This is a genomic window from Tritonibacter sp. SIMBA_163, from assembly GCF_046535935.1.
Lineage (GTDB): Bacteria > Pseudomonadota > Alphaproteobacteria > Rhodobacterales > Rhodobacteraceae > Epibacterium > Epibacterium scottomollicae.
Genome location: NZ_JAWJBP010000005.1, coordinates 217151 through 237493 on the forward strand (window position 1 = coordinate 217151; position 20343 = coordinate 237493).

17 protein-coding genes are annotated in these 20343 nt (G+C 57.8%); 3 read left to right on the forward strand and 14 right to left on the reverse strand.

The features are described 5' to 3' along the window. Positions 1-208 precede the first annotated feature (208 nt). The 5 genes from R0J92_RS11275 to R0J92_RS11295 all read right to left on the reverse strand — a co-directional run bounded on the left by R0J92_RS11275 (position 209) and on the right by R0J92_RS11295 (position 5121). Entirely contained in the window at positions 209-1495 is a 1287-nt protein-coding gene (locus R0J92_RS11275; RefSeq protein ID WP_411051741.1) for an MFS transporter, read from the reverse strand. 787 nt (positions 1496-2282) lie between these two features. Next, positions 2283-3017: an amino acid ABC transporter ATP-binding protein gene (locus R0J92_RS11280; protein WP_411051742.1), complete on the reverse strand. Its 735-nt coding sequence runs from the start codon at positions 3015-3017 to the stop codon at positions 2283-2285. After that, positions 3014-3688: an amino acid ABC transporter permease gene (locus R0J92_RS11285; RefSeq protein WP_106165649.1), complete on the reverse strand. Its 675-nt coding sequence runs from the start codon at positions 3686-3688 to the stop codon at positions 3014-3016. The genes R0J92_RS11280 and R0J92_RS11285 overlap by 4 nt, the downstream gene beginning before the upstream one ends. A 3-nt stretch (positions 3689-3691) precedes the next feature. Then, positions 3692-4465 carry an amino acid ABC transporter substrate-binding protein gene (locus tag R0J92_RS11290; RefSeq protein ID WP_411051743.1) on the reverse strand — a complete coding sequence of 258 codons (774 nt, stop codon included), beginning with the start codon at positions 4463-4465 and terminating at the stop codon, positions 3692-3694. A gap of 299 nt (positions 4466-4764) precedes the next feature. Beyond that, positions 4765-5121, reverse strand: a complete 357-nt coding sequence (locus R0J92_RS11295) for an MliC family protein (RefSeq protein ID WP_411051744.1) — start codon at positions 5119-5121, stop codon at positions 4765-4767. Between R0J92_RS11295 and R0J92_RS11300 the strand changes: the two genes are divergently transcribed. Continuing rightward, entirely contained in the window at positions 5120-5248 is a 129-nt protein-coding gene (locus R0J92_RS11300) for a hypothetical protein (RefSeq protein WP_411051745.1), read from the forward strand. The two genes, R0J92_RS11295 and R0J92_RS11300, sit on opposite strands and share 2 nt — an antisense overlap. A gap of 36 nt (positions 5249-5284) precedes the next feature. Here the strand turns inward: R0J92_RS11300 and uvrB are convergent, their stop codons facing one another. Next, positions 5285-7477, reverse strand: coding sequence for an excinuclease ABC subunit UvrB (gene uvrB / locus R0J92_RS11305; protein ID WP_411051746.1), 2193 nt, complete (start codon positions 7475-7477; stop codon positions 5285-5287). A gap of 205 nt (positions 7478-7682) precedes the next feature. Between uvrB and R0J92_RS11310 the strand changes: the two genes are divergently transcribed. Then, positions 7683-7994: an ETC complex I subunit gene (locus R0J92_RS11310; RefSeq protein WP_106165645.1), complete on the forward strand. Its 312-nt coding sequence runs from the start codon at positions 7683-7685 to the stop codon at positions 7992-7994. 155 nt (positions 7995-8149) lie between these two features. Here the strand turns inward: R0J92_RS11310 and R0J92_RS11315 are convergent, their stop codons facing one another. From R0J92_RS11315 to R0J92_RS11345, 7 genes are all read right to left on the reverse strand, one after another. Further along, entirely contained in the window at positions 8150-9625 is a 1476-nt protein-coding gene (locus tag R0J92_RS11315) for an N-6 DNA methylase (RefSeq protein WP_411051747.1), read from the reverse strand. Positions 9626-9636: 11 nt separating this feature from the next. Further along, positions 9637-11487 (reverse strand): DUF262 domain-containing protein, encoded by a 1851-nt coding sequence (locus tag R0J92_RS11320; protein WP_411051748.1) that lies wholly within the window; start codon positions 11485-11487, stop codon positions 9637-9639. 84 nt (positions 11488-11571) lie between these two features. Next, entirely contained in the window at positions 11572-12549 is a 978-nt protein-coding gene (locus R0J92_RS11325; protein WP_411051749.1) for a DUF4917 family protein, read from the reverse strand. Next, a complete protein-coding gene (locus tag R0J92_RS11330; protein WP_411051750.1) occupies positions 12542-14086 on the reverse strand; it encodes a restriction endonuclease subunit S in 1545 nt (514 codons plus the stop codon). Before R0J92_RS11330 ends, R0J92_RS11325 begins: the two co-directional genes overlap by 8 nt. Next, positions 14083-16833, reverse strand: coding sequence for a DEAD/DEAH box helicase family protein (locus R0J92_RS11335; protein ID WP_411051751.1), 2751 nt, complete (start codon positions 16831-16833; stop codon positions 14083-14085). Before R0J92_RS11335 ends, R0J92_RS11330 begins: the two co-directional genes overlap by 4 nt. A gap of 166 nt (positions 16834-16999) precedes the next feature. Beyond that, positions 17000-17182: a hypothetical protein gene (locus R0J92_RS11340; RefSeq protein WP_411051752.1), complete on the reverse strand. Its 183-nt coding sequence runs from the start codon at positions 17180-17182 to the stop codon at positions 17000-17002. Between the two features lie 238 nt (positions 17183-17420). Further along, positions 17421-18518 (reverse strand): AAA family ATPase, encoded by a 1098-nt coding sequence (locus tag R0J92_RS11345; RefSeq protein WP_411051753.1) that lies wholly within the window; start codon positions 18516-18518, stop codon positions 17421-17423. A 736-nt stretch (positions 18519-19254) separates the two neighbouring features. On the opposite strand from R0J92_RS11345, the gene R0J92_RS11350 reads away from it, so the two are divergent. Beyond that, complete coding sequence (locus tag R0J92_RS11350; protein ID WP_411051765.1) at positions 19255-19767, forward strand: transposase; 513 nt, start codon at positions 19255-19257, stop codon at positions 19765-19767. 110 nt (positions 19768-19877) lie between these two features. Here the strand turns inward: R0J92_RS11350 and R0J92_RS11355 are convergent, their stop codons facing one another. Continuing rightward, entirely contained in the window at positions 19878-20114 is a 237-nt protein-coding gene (locus tag R0J92_RS11355; protein ID WP_411051754.1) for a hypothetical protein, read from the reverse strand. Between the last annotated feature and the right edge of the window lie 229 nt (positions 20115-20343).

The following is a 20343-nucleotide window of genomic DNA, read 5'->3' on the forward strand; positions in this document are numbered from 1 at the left end:
AAGGCGCGTTTACCTCGACGATGACATAGCCAGCACGAGCGATGGATGCGCTGCGCCACGCACGAATGCCGGTCGCTGACTGCAAACCGCCGTGTGAAACCATCGCCAAATGGCCCCTTCTGAAGGGGTATCCAGAGCGGCTAAGGCTCTTTCAAAGGCGCGGTTTAGCTTAGTTTGAAGGTTTCTGCGACTGCACGAATGTCAGCTGTCAGCTTTGTACGGCCAAGTGTTTGACCAAAACCAAGCACTGTATCGCAGCAATGAATAGAAACACTGCACCGACAATCCATGCAATCGGTGTCGAGTAAGTTTCGGCGACGATGCCGGCCAAGAGCAGGCCCAAGCCGCCGCCCAGCTGCTGTATGAGTGATTTCACTGACAACATGGTCGACCGCTGACGATCTTCGACACAGCGGTGAAGAATGCTGCTGGCAGGTGTTTCGCTGACGCCAAGGAACACGGAATAGAGGACAAAAACGCCCAGGAACCCGAAGATATTGCCCTGAAGCGCCATTGCGATCTGAGCGCTTGCGAGGCAAGCAAATGTCGCCGCAAGTGTCTTGGCGTGCTGCCGTTTGAAGATCCGGCTGATGTACGAAGACAGAGATGCGCCAAGAGCGATCGAGAAGAAATAAGCCGCGGTGACGACACCAATGACGGTGTTCGCATACCCCTCGTCCAACATTGGCTTGGCAAAGGTTGGCCAGATCACCTCGACCGGATTGGTTGCCATCAGGAAGAACGCCAGTGCTGTCAGCAGAACCGATAGTGCGGGATTCTTGAGAGCAAGAATGCCCGCGTCTCTGATCACCAAAGGCACATTTTCGAAGCCCTGCCTGAGCGCACCGGGGGCCATGGATCGCGGGGCTTCTACAATGGCGAGTCGCGTGAAAACAAACACGCCCACCATCACCCCAAAGCTTGCAGCATAGGACACATCATAGATACTGAAACCGAGGCTTTCCGCGACCGAGCCTAACATATCGGGCAGAAGGCCTCCGAGAACCGCGCCAACGGCCAAACCGACTGCATTCGCCCATTGCGCTTTGGCCAGTGCAGGCTGGACATCGACATTGGGCGCGGCGGCCTTAAAGGTTTCGACAAACCAGGCATCAAGCGTCCCTGAGCGCAGCGCACGTCCAAAACCGATGAACGCAAATGAAACAGCGAGCACATAGAAATCGCGGGTTGAGAGAAAAAGCGCCAGCGAAATCAAGCTGGCGAAAACCGCCATCAGAAAGACCGGCTTGCGTCCAATGCTGTCTGCCAATCCACCGAAAGGCAGCTCCATCGCCATCGTCGTGAGCGAGTATACCCCGAAGAGTAGTGATATCTGGAAGAGGTCCATGCCCCGGTCGGTCAACGCCAAAGCAACAACTGCAACCGTAAGTCCCATCGCAAAACGATCCAGAAACTGGTGTAGCTGAAACATCAGGATGTGCCGGCGTGCCGAAGGGGACAGTTCTATGAAGGAAAACTCTGTTTCTGATGCCATGTCTGCAGCATCGACTTTGCTGTCAGCAGGAACAAGGTGAAAGGTGGATCATGACCGCTATCACGAGAACTAAAGCGGATGGGGGCTCCTGCTTCCCCGGCGCCACTATGCATTTCTACCATTGCAAGGAAGGGCGCTATCCAATGCAGTTTTCAACAGTCGGCCTAGATCTGGCCAAGAACACCATGAAGCTACATGGGATTATGTCAGACGGGCTGTTGCCATCAAATTCGAGGCGCAGCAGAGAGGCGTATTCCGGCACCGCGCAATATGTGGTGGGCCGTGTGCGGCATAGCGATGCGCGCGGGGGATCGGCAGCGCGGTCAAGTTCGCCAACGAGGTTTTGCATAGCGACCGGCCAAGTGCTCCTCGAGGCGCAGTCGACGTCTTCGTCAAACAAAGCAACGAAATTGTCGCTTCACATCTGCTCATTCTTTGGCATGAGAGACGCACGCGGTTTGATGCGCACATAGATCCATGCGCCAACTTATTCAGAAAACACCAAGGAGCGGCATGATCGTGTTTCGGCCATCATAGCAACTGCGGGTGACGCGACCAGTTCCGTATCATTCGTGAGTTTGCTGAATGGCTGGGGCTGATGTATTGGTGCGGTTCACATAGGCCTGCAGCTAGGACATTGATGTATGCAGCATGGATCTCCGCACTCACCATTAAGGCAAGCGCCACGAGATGCTGAGGTGGTGCATAGGGCGTCGTCAGAACGGCAGAGGCCGCCAGTCATATGCCGAAGGCTACGGCCCTAACTGATCTGGCCCGTCAGGTGCGATCAGCCGCTGACCCGCGCCAGAAATCGTTGAAGCCGGGGGTCTTGGGGGGCGTCGAAGATTTCCGCAGGTGTGCCTTGCTCGACGATCTTGCCGCTGTGCATGAACAGAATACGGTCGGCGATCTCGCGGGCGAACTGCATCTCGTGGGTGACGATCAGCATGGTCTGTTTTTGCTCCGCGACCCGCCGCATCAGGTCAAGCACCTCGCCCACCCACTCCGGGTCCAGTGCGGAGGTCGGCTCATCGAAGAGCATCAGCTCGGCATTCAGTGCCATGGCGCGACCGATGCCAACCCGTTGTTGCTGCCCGCCGGACAGCGCGGCCGGATAGCTGTTCGCCTTGTCTGCCAGCCCGGTCTCCGCCAGCACGGCCTGCGCGCGCGCCGCGGCCTCGGCCTTGGGCAGACGCTGCACGGTCACCAGCGCCTCCATGATGTTTTCCTGTGCTGTCTTGTTGGCAAACAGGGCGTAGTTCTGGAACACGAAGCCGGTCCGCCGCCGCAGGCCGAGGATCTCTGCCTTGCGCGCACGCGCCGCATCAACAGTCAGATCACCGATGGTGATCTTGCCCGCATCTGGGCGATCAAGGAAGTTGAGGCAGCGCAAGAGGGTCGACTTGCCGGTGCCGGAGGGGCCTATGATCACCACCCGCTCGCCTTCGGCAATGTCGAGGTCGATCTGGTCGAGCACCGGCGTTGCGCCAAATGTCTTGGTCAGTCCTGTGATCGAAATCATCGCACAAACGCCTTGTTGAGATAGGTTTCCAGCCATTTCTGGCCCTGGCTCAGCGCCTCGACCATGACCCAGTAGATCACCGCCACCACCAGGAAGGCCTCAAAGTAGCGGAAACTGCCGGCGGCCTCTTTTTGCGCTGCACCCATCATCTCGGTCACGCCGAGGGTGAAGGCAAGCGAGGTGCCCTTCAGCATGTCGATGAAGTAGTTCACCAGAGTTGGCGCGGCGACGCGGGCGGCCTGCGGCAGGATGATCCGCAGCATCAGCTGCCACTGCGTCATGCCGATGGACTGCGCCGCCTCCCACTGGCTGCGATCCACGCCGATGATGGCGGCGCGGATCGATTCTGCCATATAGGCGGCAAAATGCAGCGTCAGCCCGAGGATCGCTGCCGTCACCCCATCGATGCGGGTAAGGAATGACACCACCTGCGGCAGCCCGTAGTAGAACAGGAACAACTGCACCAGAAGCGGCGTGCCCCGGAAAAAGCTGATGAACAGAACCACCAGCCAATCCAGTACCGGCACCCGGATCACGCGCTCGACCGCCAGCAATGCGGCCAGAACCAGCGCACAGACCATGCCCGCCGCCGCCATCCCAAGCGTCAGCGGCACATAGCCGAGGATCACCGGCACCAGCCCCAGCATGTACTCAAAGTCGAGCGCTTGCATCGGTTACTCCGCCGCGTTGGAGGTGATGTCGGTGCCGAACCACTTGACCGAAATCTCGGTCAGTGTGCCATTGTCGCGCAGTGTGGTCAGTGCAGCATCCACCTTGTCGCGCAGCGCACGGCCATCGGCATCGTCGCGGAAGGGCAGTGCATTGCGGATTTCCGAGAACGGCTGACCGGCCAGTTGCAGCGGCAGCGGGCTTTCCTGGATGAGCTGCGCGGAGGACACGCGGTCCATGACAAAGGCATCGACGCGACCCAGTGCGGTGTCCTGCTCGATGTTGCTTTCATAGGTCTTAATTTCGACCTCATCGGCAAAGGGCAGCTCGTTCAGCAATTGCTCGAAGTTGGAACCGAGGTTCACCGCAACGATCTTGCCGCGCAGATCCTCGACGCTGGCGATGCTGTCATTGCCCTCGCGTGTCACAACCTGAGCGCCATCAAACACATAAGGCTGGGTGAAGGCGAATGTTGCCTCGCGCTCCGGCGTGATGGTGATCTGGTTGGCCACGGTATCGATGCGCCCCGCAGACAGCGCGCCGATCAGGCCGGAAAAGGACATAGTCTCGAACGCGATCTCCAGGCCGGCCTCTTCGCCGACGGCGTTCATCACATCGACCTCGAACCCCTGCAAGACATCCTGACGAACGAAGGTGAAGGGGAAATAGCCGCCGGACATGCCAACGGTGAGGGTGGTGTCTTCCGCTTGGGCGGTGGTGACGGCGGTTGCGGCCAGAAGGCTCGCCAATGTGGCGGCGCGCAGGGTGGATTTGAACATGAGAGAGACTCCTTGGTGTCTGCTGTTGCGGCACAGGTGTCGGTTTTTTGAGCAAATTACAATAACGCGCCGAATTCAGGAACCTGCGTTCGCGCGCGACGCAGGTTGCCGGGCAAATTGCACGAATTTTCGCGCGCGGCGAGACAACAATCCAAAGCGGCGCGCCTTGCCGGGAGATTGTTCTTCAGAGACTGCTCGAAACTTGCGCTTTTGCGATCAGTGACACGCGGCTATGCATCACGCGCAATGGGCCAATGCTCTGCTGGGATGTGACCTTGTCACGCGTATGTGTCGCGCACTCATCTCCCGACGCAATTGCGCAGTATTGTTTCGGACGCGGTGTCAGAACCATAGGAAAACAAGGCCATGTTGCCCTTGCTGTGCAACTCGTAGGGACGTGCGGCGTCGAGGGAACGATAGCGCACGCCAGACCCGGAGACGACCTGCGACATCACAATTTGCTGCCCGTCGATCTGTGCGACCGCCACAGAGAGGCCGTCGTCACCGTTGATGAAGGAAACCGGCACGACCCTATCGCGGTCGCAGGTGAACCGTGTCTGTATGACCGAGATACCGTCAGGCTGCGTCGGCACCGTATCGGCGGCTGCAGTCAGAGCGGCCAGAAAGAGCGGCGCCGCGAGTACTAAGCGAAACATGGAGGACCCTTTCTGGTGTCGCGCGGTGGTCGGTGCCCCGGACGCCGATCAGGTCTACGACATCCTCAACGCGCTGGCGAAACACGTTTTCTTGTTCGCGACCGTTCGCGAACTCTGGCGCGCGTGACCCTGCGCCTTGCCCGGCCTCAGCCCTCAGCGGGGGTCATCTCCCCCGCCTTTTGACATTCCCACCGCGTTGACCGGCCTTGCCTGCGGTTGAGCGTCCGCGACTTTTTGTGGCCTGTTCTGCGGCGGCTTCCACGGCTGACTGACGCGCAAGCGGATCATCGGAAATCGCCAGATCCACCGCTTCCAGCCGTTTGACTTCGTCGCGCAGGCGGGCGGCCTCTTCGAACTCCAGATTTTCTGCCGCCTTGCGCATGTCTTCACGCAGCCCGACCAGATGCGCTTCGAGGTTTGCGCCATGCATCGGCTTGTCGATGGTGGCGGTGACGCGCGACATGTCAGTGTCGCCCTCGTAAAGACCGGCCAGAACATCATCGACGTTCTTCTTCACCGTCTCGGGCGTGATGCCGTGCTTTTCATTATAAGCAATCTGTTTCTCGCGGCGGCGGTCGGTCTCTCCGATCGCCCGCTCCATGGAGCCGGTGATGCGATCCGCATACATGATCACCTTGCCATCGGCGTTGCGCGCCGCGCGACCGATGGTCTGGATCAGCGAGGTTTCGGAGCGCAGGAACCCCTCCTTGTCGGCATCGAGAATGGCCACCAGCCCGCACTCCGGAATGTCGAGCCCCTCGCGCAGCAGGTTGATCCCCACCAAGACGTCAAAGGCCCCCAGCCGCAGGTCGCGCAGGATCTCGATCCGCTCCAGCGTGTCGATGTCAGAGTGCATGTAGCGCACTTTGATGCCCTGTTCGTGCAGGTATTCGGTCAGATCCTCCGCCATGCGCTTGGTCAGCACCGTCGCAAGGGTGCGGTAGCCGCGTTCGGACACCCGGCGGATCTCGTCCAGCAGGTCATCCACCTGCATGTCGACGGGGCGAATCTCCACCTGCGGATCCAGCAGGCCCGTGGGGCGGATCACCTGTTCCGAGAACACGCCGCCGGCCTGTTCCAGCTCCCAGGCGGACGGGGTGGCGGAGACAAACACCGACTGCGACCGCATGGCGTCCCATTCCTCGAACTTCAGCGGTCGGTTGTCCATACAGGAGGGCAAGCGGAACCCGTGTTCGGCCAGGGTGAACTTGCGCCGGTAGTCGCCCTTGTACATGCCGCCGATTTGCGGCACCGAAACATGACTTTCATCGGCAAAGACGATGGCGTCGTCGGGGATGAATTCAAACAGCGTCGGGGGCGGCTCACCCGGCGCGCGGCCGGTCAGATAGCGCGAGTAGTTCTCGATCCCGTTGCAATGGCCGGTGGCTTCCAGCATCTCGATGTCGAAATTGGTGCGCTGCTCCAGCCGTTGTGCTTCCAGCAGTTTGCCTTCGTTTACGAGACTGTCGAGCCGCTGGCGCAGCTCTTCCTTGATAGAGATCACCGCCTGATTGAGTGTCGGCTTTGGCGTCACGTAGTGCGAGTTTGCGTAGACGCGGATTTTTTCGAAGGTGCCGGTGCGCTCGCCCGTGAGCGGGTCGAATTCGGTGATCGCCTCCAGCTCCTCGCCAAAGAACGACAGCTTCCAGGCGCGGTCCTCAAGGTGGGCCGGAAAGACTTCCAGCGTGTCGCCGCGCACCCGAAAAGAGCCGCGCTGAAACGCATGATCGTTGCGCTTGTATTGCTGGGCCACCAGATCGGCCATGATCTGACGTTGGTCATAATCCTTGCCGACCACCAGATCCTGCGTCATCGCCGAATAGGTCTCGACCGAGCCGATGCCGTAGATGCAGGAGACCGAGGCAATGATGATCACGTCATCGCGTTCCAGCAGCGACCTGGTGGCCGAGTGGCGCATCCGGTCGATCTGCTCGTTGATCTGGCTTTCCTTCTCGATATAGGTGTCCGAGCGGGCCACATAGGCCTCGGGCTGGTAATAGTCGTAAAAGGACACGAAATATTCGACCGAGTTCTCCGGAAAGAAGCCCTTGAACTCGCCATAGAGCTGCGCCGCCAGCGTCTTGTTGGGGGCAAGGATGATCGCCGGGCGTTGGGTCTCCTCGATGATCTTGGCCATGGTAAAGGTCTTGCCAGTACCGGTCGCGCCCAAGAGCACCTGGTCCCGCTCCCCGTCCAGCACCCCCTGGCTCAGCTCCGCGATGGCGGTAGGTTGGTCCCCCGCGGGCGAGAATGCGGTGTGCATGACAAAACTTCTGCCGCCCTCCAGCTTCTCGCGCCGCTCTGGCACGCGGTCAGCCATCATCGGCAGGGTCTTGTCGGAATGGGCGTATGGCATCTGCGACTCCTTCGTCGGGCACGCACAGAAAGGTTGGTCCGTTTTTGTTCTACTTCAAGGGGCAAGTCAAACGAGATGGCCTTTGCATGTGGCGGGGCGGGGTGGCATCAGGGCAACCCGTCTTAAAGACGATCTATTTGAAATCTTGCCGCGCCCGCGCATCCATCGCATATAGGTGCAAAGGAATCTTCTTGAGGAGACAGCCATGCGCGCGCGGATTTACCGGCCAGCACGAAACGCCATGACCTCTGGCATGGCCAAGACGCGAAAGTGGGTGTTGGACTATGTCCCAACCACTGCGCGCGAAGTCGATCCGTTGATGGGCTGGACGTCTTCCTCCGATACGCAAAGCCAGGTGCGCCTGCGCTTTGACAGCAAGGAAGAGGCGCTGGAATACGCCAAGGATCACGGAATAGAGGTCGAGGTGCAGGAACCCAAGACCCGCAAGCCCAACCTGCGTGCTGGTGGCTACGGAGAGAACTTTGCCACCAACCGCCGTGGACCCTGGACCCATTGAGGGTGTAAATCGGGGCAAAGTTGTCTCGAAATTGGGGCAAGGATCCCGCGAAGACATGCTTCGATCAATATATAGGGCGCCCACTGGGCGCCCATACTATTTCTGGGAACGCCGCTTTGGTGGAGTGCTTCTGCGGCTGCAAAGCCGCTTCGGCCTCAACTCGCTTGCCGGACCGCCGCGAAATTCTCCATCGCTGCGCCTAGGTTTTCGAGGATTTCCTCGAGCAGGATGTCAGGTTCCGGCAGGCTGTCGAGATCGGTCATGGAACTGTCCTTGAGCCAGAACACATCCAGACTGGCCTTGTCGCGTGACAGCAGTTCTTCACGCGTATAGGCCCGCCAACGCCCATCAGGGGTGTCCTCGCTCCAGGTCGCGGTGCGTTCATGCCTGTTCGCCGGGTTGTAGCAGGCGATGAAATCCTCAAGGTGGGCATAGGTCATCGGCTTCTGCTTGAGCGTGTGATGCACGTTCGTCCGATAGTCATAGAACCAGACCTGCGAGGTCTGCGGCTCCTTGCTGGCGCTGCGATTGTCGAAGAAGATGACGTTCGCCTTGACCCCTTGTGCATAAAAGATCCCTGTCGGCAGCCGCAGGATCGTATGCAGATCGGTGTTCTGCAGCAGCTTGCGGCGGATCGTTTCGCCCGCGCCGCCCTCAAACAGCACATTGTCCGGCACCACGATTGCGGCCCGCCCGGTGGTCTTCAGCATGGTGCGGATGTGCTGAACGAAGTTCAGCTGTTTGTTTGACGTCGTGGCCCAGAAATCCTGCCGGTTGTAGGTCAGATCCTCGGTTTCCTGCTCCCCTTCGGCGTTTGTGAAGGTCATCGAGCTTTTCTTGCCGAAAGGCGGGTTCGCCAACACCAAATCAACTGTGTCGGACGGCGATGAGATTAGGGCGTCTGCGGGCGAAACGCTCGGTTCGCCCGCCATCTCCCCGATGCCATGCAAGAACATGTTCATCAGGCATAGGCGACGCGTGCCTGCGACGATCTCATTCCCATGAAATGTCCCGTTCTTCAGGAATTCCTTCTGTTCACGGTCGAGCGCGTGATTATTTGGATCCGTCAGGAAATCATGAGCCGCCAGGAAGAATCCGCCAGTCCCACAGGCCGGGTCGGCGATGGTTTTGCCGGGTTCAGGGCGGACGCATTCCACCATCGCCTGGATGAGCGAACGCGGCGTGAAATACTGTCCCGCACCGGATTTGGTGTCCTCGGCGTTCCGCTCCAGAAGTCCCTCGTAGATGTCGCCCTTCACGTCGGCGCCCAGCATGATCCACTTGGTGCCATCGACCATGGCAATGAGCCGGAACAGCTTGGCGGGATCGGTGATCTTGTTTTGCGCCTTTGTGAAGATCTGTCCCAGCATGCCCTTTTGCTGGCCCAATTCGCGAAGCACCTTGACGTAGTGGGACTCAAGATCCGCGCCCACCAAAGCGGTCAAGCTTTCCCAGTTGTACTCGACAGGCACGCCGATATCGCGTTTATAGGGCGGCTTCGAATATTCGTCCGCCATCTTCAGGAAGATCAGGTATGTGAGCTGCTCAAGGTAGTCGCCATAGCCGACCCCGTCATCGCGCAGCGTCGTGCAGAAGGACCAGACCTTGGAAATGATCGGTGCGGTGTTCATTCAGTGTCCTTTCACACGAGTTCGTCTTGGTCGGCTTCCTGAGAAGGCAACTGATCGGAATTGGATTGATCAAGCTGTGGGGCTTTACCCATGGCGATCTCGATGAGCTGCAGCAGGTTCGTCTTCCTGACCTTATAAAATTCCGCGAACTCATTCGAACGCAGCTGAGCAACCGGAATCCGATGCGAAGCGAGGATGGCGTCCATCTCGGTGTCTTCCAGGCCGACCTGCTTATGTGCCTGCAGCGATGCAAGGTATTCGGAGGGAGCCTTACGACCGATCATTCGGTTTGCCTTGTAGGAAATCGGGGTCTTGTTGACGATGGAGTTGAATGTGTTTGCAGAGATCCCTTCGTCCTCGCACCACGCCCTCGGGAAGATGTGATGAATGTCGAGGGCGATGTCTTCCCCATCAAGTTCCTGAATACTCGCTTTCCAGAAGAAGTCCTTCGCCCCTTCTCGAAGAATCAACACGTTCAAGCCCTTGTAAGCTGCACTGTTTCTGGATCTGAGCGTGTCGAGGCGGCTCTCCTGGAACGCGGCATCTCCGATGGTACGCGGTGTATCACTGGGTTCGCCACCATCGATCACCCATCGCATCAACTCCTCGTAGTCGTTCGCGATCCTCGTTTCGACCGCACCGCCATACAGCTCGCCCAGGACTCCACACCAGAACCACTTCGAAAGTCGGTCATAGATCTTCGGCTCCAGCCAACGGTTCTTGATCTGGGAGAGAACCGCTGCCAGAGGAACCAGTTGCGTCCGGTACGGCAGTTCCCGCCCTGTGAAGAAGCACTGCTTGCGCATGAACTTGGCCGCAAGGATGAAGCCGGCCTCCACTGCGGGAGCCCAGGTCTGGTAGTCGTCGAGAGACAGGGATAGAACAGTCGACCTTTTCGCGGAGACGGCCGAGATCTGCTTTCCGGTCTTGCCCGCAGCGATGTCGGCCTTCCGGCGTTCCGAGCTCTGGAGGATGGAAATCGCCTGCAGGAAGTCGGCAGGTTCAATCCCCTTCAGAATCGGCTCCTTCGACAACCGTTCGACCCTGCCCTCGACCTTCCGAAGCCGGCTGCCGTACCAGTCGTCCCGGAGATTGAAGTTATCGGCGGCGAAGGTCGCCGTCACCAGTTCGAAAACGGACAGAGGGACGCCGCCGGTGTTTACCTTCTCGAACACAAGGCACACCGCTTCCTTCGAGGTCGCTTTGCCGAGCGTGATCGCAGGCAGTTGGTAGCTCCTGAACGCCGCCAGCACCTGCTTGCGAAACTTCATGAACTCACCGAAGCGGTCCGGCGCGTGCTCGTGCAGCGCCTCCTCCCAATCGTCCGAGCTCAGGATCTGCGAGCATGGGAAGTGGAAGTTCTTTATCTCCATCTCCGTGGTCGACAGGTCCATCACGATGTCCCGGTCGAAGTTCGTTTTGATCATCCGATCAGCCGGAACCGAGATGAAAGCATCCTCCAGCCGATCTTCTTCGAGGGCCAGCGCGATGTCGATATAGTAGTGTCGATCAATGGCTTTGCCCTTTGGGTCAAAGGTCTTCACCGGCTTGTCGAGGGCCAACACCTGGGTCAGCGAGGTCAGGCGTTGCTGTCCATCAAGGATCAGCCTTTCCGGATCGGGCAAGCCGCCGCTGAATTCGACGTTCTCCACCGGGCGGACCTGAAAGCGCACCTCACCGCCGGTATCCAGCATCATGACCGCACCCACAGGGAACGACCGCGCGATCGAGATCAGAAGGGATTTCACATGCTCGTCGTCCCACACCCAGCCGCGCTGGAAATCAGGGAGTTGTATGACCCCATCCGTGATATCCTTCAGGACCTGCGGAAGCGGGAGTTTCGTGCTGTCAAACGTGCTCATGACCCAACCTTTGCTCCGATACTGGTAAAACCATCGAAATATGATCTGTTATAAATTCTCACCGTTGTTTGCGGTGACCTGATGCTATTCTGCGTCCCAGACATGCGCGCTCTCTGAGTCAAACAGGCTGTAGGAGACTTTGTCACCGCCGAGCTTTTTGTACTTCGCCAGCTCCGCGTCCAATCTCTTGATGCTTTCTTCATCCGGCTTGAAAATCCCGAAGTAGACATGCGGGGCCTTGGAATTGAATATGGCGTGGTAGATATGTGCATCATTCGGGTCAGCGCTGTGCCCATATACAAAAACGGCGGCCGTATTGTCTTGAAGCGTTTGAAGGCAATGCCGGAGATACTCGACGGACTTGATTTTCTTTAGCTTCGAAGAAGTCGTTCCTTCGGCCACATAAAGTGGAAGGCGCCCTCTGCTGGCAATCTCTTCAGAGATATTGGAAATGACGCCATCGCCGTAATTCAGAGCCTTGTAAACATCACCAACTTCATTCTGGAAAAGATGTAACCCGCCGTGAAGATTGAAAACATGGCAGTAGGACTCCTCAAGAAACGGCCCCCTAAATCGACCTTCATCAACGTCCTCCCCAAGGCCAAAGCCACCCTTCAAAAGACGCTTTTCCAAATTGACCCAATACAAGAGAAGATCATAGTTCAGCGAGAAGACGGTACCGAAGTTTTTGAGAAATGCGGCAGCGCTTTCGTATTGGAAGGCCAAGTCTTCCCGATGCGCTGGGTGTGTCGCGTTCACCGCCGTGACAAGCGCTTCCCTGACATTCTGAGCATCAGTTTCCAGCTGAGCCGCATGTTTATCATTGCTGTAGGCCTTCTCTACAAGCGTTGCATCCTCAAGGGCACGGATCACAGCTTCGAAGTCCACGGTGCCGAGCCCCTCGAAGAGGTTCCTAATGGGGCTCCCCTCTTCCAGCTGGGTCTCCGCCAGCAGGTTGGCGTAGTTGAAGTATTGGGCCGAGAAGCCGTTCCCGATCAGAAGCGCCTTGTCCTCACCCTCTGTCGCATCGAGGGCATCCTGAAAGCTGATAACGTCAGGCATCGGTGGCTCTCCGTTTCTTGGGCTTGGTGGCCTTCTCGACCCTGATGCGGGCGAGGAGGTCGGCGGCGGGTTCGTCTTCGGTGTCTTGCGGCACGAGTTTGCCGGAGAAGGCCTGTTTCAGGATGGACTGGCGCAGGGCTTCGGCGCGGGTTAGGCCGGCGTCGATCTCGGCCTCCAGCGCATCGGCGGCGGAGAGGCGTTCGTCGAGGATGCGGGTGATCTCGGCTTGTTCTTGGGGAGAGCAAATGGAAACGATAGTCAAACCAACATCTGTCTGGTTAATGCTTGCCTGATTCACTGCATGTTTCGCATGCTTTCGGATTCTATCCCTTCCGCGTTGACTAGAAAGATAACGAGCGATCCAATCAGCTGACGTGCCAGTCGAAATCGGGTGGCATTTCATGATGTTGCTCTCGTACACCACTACTTCGCTGAGGGGTGGGACCGGAGCGCATTTTCCGAGGTAATCCAGACTATTCACACGATTTACCAAAAGGTCACCGACCTCAACTTGGTACTGTTTCTGCTCTTCAACACTCAACTTTAATCGTTTGAAGCCCGATAGACGGATCAACTCTCCGTCGTAAAAATCGTCTATCCGGACAATACTTGTTCCACTCCCGTAATCAGAAGCAGGTTTGTAAACTCCATTCTGCGAGGACAGCCACAGCAGATCGCCGAGCCGAGCCCAAAGCCAATTTTCGGGGATTTCTTCGAGTTCCGCGAGTTCGGACGCTGAAATTTTGTCTATTTCGGATGGCAGCCGAGGCTTCGACGGCTTTTTCCCCTCTTCGCCGTTCTCGCGCCAGTCGGTCAGGGCTTTTTGCCAGTCGTCGAGGGCGGATTTGTAGCGGGTGTCGCGTTCGGATCGGATGCGGGCCAGAAGGGTTTCGGGGGTTTCCAGTTTATCAGCGTTGCGGGCGCGCCAGTCGGCGGTCAGGCGGCCTTCGAAGGCGGATTTGAGCAGGGATTGGCGGTAGAGGCCAAGGGTCGCTCTGGCCTTCTTCAGGTTCTCCACCCCATGGTCGATCTCATCGAACATCGCCTCGATCCGCTCCACGATCCGGCGTTGTTCGTTGGTCGGGGGAAGTTGCAACTCTTGTGATCGGACCTGTTCTTCCTTAACCGCAGGATAGCTGACGCCATATTGCTCGCCGGTAAGCGCCGAGACAAAATCGTGCGAAACAGACTTATAGAAGATGTATCGGTGATGAATACCTTCGGCAGGACGCAGGACCGCAAAGCCAGTAGATGCAATTTCGCCATCATACTTTTCCGGGACTGCCGCAATCTTCCTGAGATACGGCCGTACAGTTGAGAAAAGAGTGTCGCCTGCGATGATTTTTTGCCGCGCTCTCGATGGCGCCGATGATAGTGCCATCCTTTTCGGGTCGACTACCTTGTTGCTCTGATTGTCGATGCTGGAAATATCAACATACCAGATCTCACGATCCGGTTCATCTTTCGCCGTCATTTCTACGGACACAAGCACTTCGCCAATTGGGCAGGTAGTCCACGAACTGGGTAGTTCCGTCATGCCGACAGCGCCTCATTCATCTCGGTCATGACGTCCTCCATCTGATCGCCAAAGAGGTGATACATCTGCCCCATCCCGCCCTTGCCGTCAAAGGGGGCCAGTTCCAGATCGTCGCGCTCGATGGTGAAAGAGCTGATCAGGTGATCGCGGATCATGTGCAGCCAGTCCATCTGGGCGTCGCTGAATTTGGCGCCCGCACCGGAGTGGCGCTGCATGATCCAGTTCTGGAAGTTGCGGCGCACCCGGTCGGAATTCCGCGTCAGCTTGTCATCCAGCCCCGTCACCCGCCGGATCAGCGCCACGAGGGCTGTCAGATCGCCATTCGGCGTCTCGCCCTTGTAGTCATCCAGATGCGCAAAGGCGCGCCAGACGTTGAGCGGCGCAAGGCGGGGGCGATCCTCGGTCAGTTTCTTCAGCACGGATTTGATCATCGACAGGGTGACCTCGGCCCGGCGGGCGGGCGTGTCGAAATAGATGGTCAGCGCCTCGATTTCGTCGCGGTGTTCCTTGAGGTAGTCCTCGAACTCCTGCGCGATGGCCTTGGCATTCTCATCCGCGTCGCCCGCCCATGCGGCAGCGATCACCTCGTCGATGGTATCATGGTCGATGGTCTGCTCGGTATCGCGGCGGATCGTGTCGAGCGTGTTGATCAGCGGGCCGGTAAAGACGTTAGCGGCCTGCTTGATGCGGTTTTCGCGCGCGGCATTCATGGCGGCATCGTCGGGCTCGGGGTGGCCAGCGGCGATGGCGTCGGCCTCGGCTTTGTCCGGGTCGATGGCATCGAAGAGGTCGCGGATGACGGCGGACAGAGGCTTGCCTGCCAGTTCGGTGACCTTCTCCTGATCTTCGGGCGTCAACTTGTGATCCAGACGCGCCAGACGCCCTGCGAGGGAGCTGACGGTTTCCTCGGTCCGGTCGCCCATCATCAGGTTCATGGCGAGATCCTTGAACGGGATCGAGGGCTTGCTGTCGAGCGGCTGGCTGGCGGTCTTAACCGATTTCGTGACGCCCACCGCATCGACGATGACGTAATGGGTTTTCGCGGTGGCGGAGGGGGAGACCTTTTTCAGGTCATCGGGTTTGACTACGCGGGTGCCGCGGCCCTTCATCTGCTCGAAGTAGTTCTTCGATTTCACGTCGCGCATGAAGAGGAGACATTCGAGCGGCTTCACATCGGTGCCGGTGGCAATCATGTCCACGGTGACGGCGATGCGCGGGTAGTATTCGTTGCGGAACGAGGTGAGCGAGGATTTCGGGTTCTTCGCGCCGTTGGTGATCTTACGGCAGAACTCGTTGCCCTCGCCGAATTCCTCGCGGACGGTCTGAATGATGTCGTCGGCGTGGCTGTCGGTCTTGGCGAAGATAAGGGTTTTGGGGAGTTCGTTGCGGCCCGGGAAGATATCGCGCCACTGGTCGTGGAAGGTGCGAATGACGGTGCGGATCTGGTCCGGCGCGACAACGGAGCGGTCGAGCTGTGTGGCGGCATAGGCTTCGTCGACATCCTGGGTTTCCCAACGCTTTGCACGGGTTGCCCGTTCGCGTTTTTCGACCAGCTGTTCGGCCTGCACCTTGCCGCCGCCCTTGGTGACCTTGGTCTCGATGATGTAGACCTCGTTGCCGACGTTCACCTTGTCGGCGACGGCCTTCTCATGGGTGTATTCGCTGACGACGTTCTTCTTGAAGAAGCCGAAGGTGCGGTTGTCCGGTGTGGCGGTCAGGCCGACAAGGAAGGCATCCCAGTATTCGATGACCTGGCGCCAGAGGTTGTAGATGGAGCGGTGGCATTCGTCGATCACCACGACATCGAAGGTCTCGGGCGGGAGCTTGGGGTTGTAGACGACCGGCTTCGGCGTCTTGGGCCGAAACTTCTGTTCCGCTGGATTTTCGTCCTCGAGGCTTTCGTCGAGATCCTCGCCTTTCAGTGTGGCATACATCCGCTGGATGGTGGAAATGACGACCTGGGTATCGCCAGCCATCGAAGGCGACGTGAGACGCTGAACGTTGTACAACTCGGTGAACTTGCGGTTGTCGTCGTTCGGGACATAGGCCATGAACTCCTGCTCGGCCTGTTCGCCAAGGTTCTTTGTGTCGACAAGGAACAGGATGCGGTGCGCACCGGCGTGTTTCAGCAGGCGGTAGACCTGGGTGATGGAGGTGAAGGTCTTTCCTGACCCAGTCGCCATCTGGACGAGAGCTCGCGGCTTCCCGGCCTGGAGAGATGTCTCGAGGTTGGTGATCGCCGTGATCTGGCAGTCGCGAAGGCCATCGGTGTTCAGTTTTGGCAGCTTGCTCAGTCCGGTTCTGAATGAAAACGGAGCATTCGACCAAGACTTCAGGGTTTCCGGCCTGTGGAAAGTGAAGACCTCGCGAGACCGCGGCGACGGATCCCGGCCATCGGTAAACCTTGTGATCGTGCCGGTGCTTTCGTACACGAAGGGCAACGGCCCCGCGTCGCTGACCCATTTCAACCGAGCGTTCGCATATCCGGAGGACTGATCCTCGACCGTTGTCAGCTTCTCGCCCCATGTCTCAGGCTTTGCTTCGACGACTCCGACGGCAGATCGATCAACGAACAGCACATAGTCCGCGGGGCCGATATCTGTCTGATACTCTCGAACGGCGACCCCGAGGCCTGCACCGAAGTCGATGGCTGACTTGTCCTGCACGACCCAGCCCGCCGCACGGAGTAATTCGTCAATTCGGTCTCGAGCCAATTGCTCGGGGTTCTGATTAACGGCAGTCGACATGAAGCACCTTGGTGTAAATCAACCATAGAATGAGACGTATCAGTGCTTTATGCAAGTTCGCGCGATCTGGATAATCGAGTTTCTCTCAGGATATCTGCGATTGAGCACCGGGATTTGCAGCCCATGTGTTTCTCACCTTATCATGGTCAGAAGCGGATGCGACATTTTACGCGATAGATGCCACGATGACCTTCTCCATCAAAGTTCGAGCCAGACAGAAGGCCGCCGCGCGGGCCCGAGATGAAAAGCGGTTGGAGAGCGGCGAGGTTTGCGCGAGCGAGTTGCAGTGCAGGTTGCCGGGTGAACGTCCTTCCATCAGGCGGTCCAGCAGGTCTTTGTCGATGCTCATACGTGGCTCTCCTCTTCGAGCAGTTACCACGTCAGCGCACAAAATTCACGATAGTCCCCCTTATCGTAATGGCTTGATCTCGAAAGGGTCATCCAGCCCTGATCACCACCCGTCAGCACCTCTCGTGAAGCTTACACACGTCATACGAAAATTATGCACCTGCAAGGGCTTGCGAAAATCTCTTGGGCCTTCCTATAGCTTTTTCGCTCTAACTTGCGCCTACAATTTGCATGCCCACTCAGTGACGCGTCCCCGCCGCCTCCAACACCTGTCCCCTCTCCAGCATCCTGATCACGTGACGCAAGTTCAACTGGGTGGTCCGGCAGGCGGTTTCCAGCGCCTCGGCCAAGGCGTCAACAGAGGGCTGGCTTAGTCCGCGTTTCTGCCCCTCCCGACGGGCAAACTCGATCAAATGGGCGCATGAAACCTGCGAGAGGCGAAGAACATCAAGGCGGCTGAGAAACGGCGCTGACAAAGTGGCCAAGGAGTTGGAGGTCAGGACCCAACTGATCCAGGACATGTCGAAGTTGATCTGAAAATATGGGCACTTCCAGGTGGCTGCCGAAGATCGCTCCAGAAGGGGGAGCAACCCTTCCTGCAGCCCGTAGGTCTGTCCGGTCGTGGAAGTCGGTTTGCCCGCCTTCTCTATTTCGTCGATCACGATAATTGGGTTTGCGCAGAGGCTTTGGAGGATGGTTTGAATGGGACGCCCTGGGAAGGTGTTACCCCAGCCCTTTTGCGATCCGTTGACTACGAAGGACGCCTGCTCGGCCGTACCCTCGATCGCGGAGCGCGGCACTCCCAGATGCCGACCAAGCTGGCGAGACCACATGCTCTTGCCGATCCCCGGCGGTCCGTCGAGGAGAACGGGTGGCAAGCGGAACCCCGGCTCGCCAACGTTAACGGACCGACGCATCGCCTTCCAGAGGAAGTCGGTCGCGGGCGTCATCCAGGGCATATCCGCGTGTATCGCGGCAGCGATCTCATCGGCGCGGTGTTCGGATTTGATCTCGACAAGATCCACACCGTTGCGGAGCACCGCCAACTTGCGCTTGTCGTCACTGGAAAGATGGCTGGTGCCGGATAAAGCGGTTCGGCGCTGCACAAGGTACTGCGCCCTGCGAAGGATCTTCTTTCGGTCATTGCTGGAAATCTGCACTTCGCTCAAATCACCTTCCCAACGGAGGGCGTCCGCGAAGTCTCCCGGCGCGTGGGGCGTCACCCCGTCACGCACAGCTCTGAGCTTTCGAAGGTGTTCCTCGAAGCGGCGCTTGATACCAATCTCGTCCAGGTCTCCGTCGGGGAAACGGGCATCGATAAACTTGATTTTAGTCATGGTGGTCCTTTCAAGAAGTATTGAGACCATGCTCATGAGCACGGATAGACATACGGCTGGAAATTATCCGGCCGCAACACGTGGTGCTGGTTATTAGGGGAGAGTACTGTTTGCGGTTAGTTCGATGCGGCAATTGAAGATCGCTGGATCTCGTCAATTGCAGGCGCGACTCGCTTCGTGGATCACCGTAGTGTTCCCTAAAGCGGACTTAGTAGTGAGTACCTAATACGGTTTGCCATTTCCCCTTCGATGAGCAGTGATTCTGGAGCGCGCTAGCTTCTGCCCGATTCGGAGGAGGGAGTACATCTATTTGATTTTTATTACTTTTTCGCAAGTTTCGATTCTCGCAAAATCGCTCGACGTGCTGCAATTTTTGAGTTCTGGACACTGCTTTGCGAATTGCAAATTCGCATCCAGGACAGGGGCTATCGCATCGCATCGATCTCAGAAGCTCCGAGTACTTGCCTCGTTTTTTAGAGAGTTTTTCGCGGTTTATTACCTTGAGAGATTGTTCCCGTGACAGGCACAAATCTGCAGGTTGTCAAACCCGAGACAAGCCTGATCTGGCCAGATATCACCTGATCCAGCAAAGAGACGATTCAAGGCTATTTCTTGGTGCCGACTTGAGGCGCGCCAAGTTTCTTTGGCGTTGAAGGGGGTGGAGCTGACAGAAACCTCCAATATTCGGTAGGGTATGTCTAAAGACCTTTCCCCGTTGGCCAAGCGCCGTTTACACATGATTAGACTTCTCTTGCGCCTGCCCGAAGCAGGCGTTGCAGGGACATGGCCGACCGAGCGAGCGTGCCGAAACCGCCTTATTGCCACACGCTGGCCGGACGGAGTGCGATGTCCGAAGTGCGAAAATGCAATCGTGGGATTTCTGAAGACGCGGCAGAACTTCTACTGCAAGTCATGCCTTCTCCAATTTTCGGCTCAGTCACATTCCATTTTCCATCGCAGCCACGTTAACTTGTTGAGCTGGTTTAGAGCAGCCGAGCTCCTGATCAGGTACAATGCCCATCACCCAGACCTAAACTACCCGACGGGGCATGACCTGAGAGACGTTCTTGGAATTTCATATGCCGCGGCGCACGCCCTTAAGAGGAAGAGTTTAAGTGAACTGTTGCAACCCGATGGAGGACTGCTCGGTCGTTGTGTCGCTGTGGGCTCAGCGGTCTCCGCGCCGAGCAACGTCCCTGTAGGTAGCTCCGAAGAGCTTCTTTGGTTCTATCATCGGATCGCAAACTAACTGCAAAGGGTGTTCGACATGCCAATCTCCGCATTGAGTTATCGAGACAGTCAATCCACACCTTTGCCAGCTGGGCAGGTTCCATAGGTGAAGCGCCATTGATATTCTGTCTAGGAAGCGACGCCCCAAAAAGCTGGCGAGAAGGACGCCGAGTGGTGCTTCGACCTGAGTTTGCGAAAATCAAAAGCAAGCTTTGTTATCTGGAATAATTCAATAAAATCAAGGAATTGATTGACCTGTTGGCGTAATTGTGAGATTTCGCCGGCCCTGAAATCATGATCGCTCGCATTGACCAACAGAAAGGAAACATCAGCGGCAGCGACCAGAAACGAAAAAACGCGCGCCACTCGGGCGCGCGCTGAAAGTTGGGGCGGGTCCGCCCTAGTAATGCGCCGAACATAGATGCCTCAAGGCACCACGGCAACTTTGGACCTCGCCCTCTATCGACAAACTTACCCGCGCGGCACCGCCGCAGCGGACCGATGGAGATATGCCTGAGCCTGAAACTTTCTTGATACCCAACGGCGGCCTGAGCGCTCGGGTGATGTGTCATGCATCGAACCCGCCGCCCGCCTG

Bases quoted from the DNA above. Each gene is read 5' to 3' on its own strand.
- R0J92_RS11310 (WP_106165645.1), top strand. From the start codon at position 7,683: ATGCGCGCGCGGATTTACCGGCCAGCACGAAACGCCATGACCTCTGGC.
- R0J92_RS11290 (WP_411051743.1), bottom strand. From the start codon at position 4,465: ATGTTCAAATCCACCCTGCGCGCCGCCACATTGGCGAGCCTTCTGGCC.
- R0J92_RS11295 (WP_411051744.1), bottom strand. From the start codon at position 5,121: ATGTTTCGCTTAGTACTCGCGGCGCCGCTCTTTCTGGCCGCTCTGACT.
- R0J92_RS11350 (WP_411051765.1), top strand. From the start codon at position 19,255: ATGATTAGACTTCTCTTGCGCCTGCCCGAAGCAGGCGTTGCAGGGACA.
- R0J92_RS11325 (WP_411051749.1), bottom strand. From the start codon at position 12,549: ATGCCTGACGTTATCAGCTTTCAGGATGCCCTCGATGCGACAGAGGGT.
- R0J92_RS11330 (WP_411051750.1), bottom strand. From the start codon at position 14,086: ATGACGGAACTACCCAGTTCGTGGACTACCTGCCCAATTGGCGAAGTG.
- R0J92_RS11345 (WP_411051753.1), bottom strand. From the start codon at position 18,518: ATGACTAAAATCAAGTTTATCGATGCCCGTTTCCCCGACGGAGACCTG.
- R0J92_RS11320 (WP_411051748.1), bottom strand. From the start codon at position 11,487: ATGAGCACGTTTGACAGCACGAAACTCCCGCTTCCGCAGGTCCTGAAG.
- R0J92_RS11315 (WP_411051747.1), bottom strand. From the start codon at position 9,625: ATGAACACCGCACCGATCATTTCCAAGGTCTGGTCCTTCTGCACGACG.
- R0J92_RS11275 (WP_411051741.1), bottom strand. From the start codon at position 1,495: ATGGCATCAGAAACAGAGTTTTCCTTCATAGAACTGTCCCCTTCGGCA.
- R0J92_RS11280 (WP_411051742.1), bottom strand. From the start codon at position 3,017: ATGATTTCGATCACAGGACTGACCAAGACATTTGGCGCAACGCCGGTG.
- R0J92_RS11335 (WP_411051751.1), bottom strand. From the start codon at position 16,833: ATGTCGACTGCCGTTAATCAGAACCCCGAGCAATTGGCTCGAGACCGA.
- uvrB (WP_411051746.1), bottom strand. From the start codon at position 7,477: ATGCCATACGCCCATTCCGACAAGACCCTGCCGATGATGGCTGACCGC.
- R0J92_RS11285 (WP_106165649.1), bottom strand. From the start codon at position 3,688: ATGCAAGCGCTCGACTTTGAGTACATGCTGGGGCTGGTGCCGGTGATC.
- R0J92_RS11340 (WP_411051752.1), bottom strand. From the start codon at position 17,182: ATGAGCATCGACAAAGACCTGCTGGACCGCCTGATGGAAGGACGTTCA.
- R0J92_RS11300 (WP_411051745.1), top strand. From the start codon at position 5,120: ATGGAGGACCCTTTCTGGTGTCGCGCGGTGGTCGGTGCCCCGGACGCC.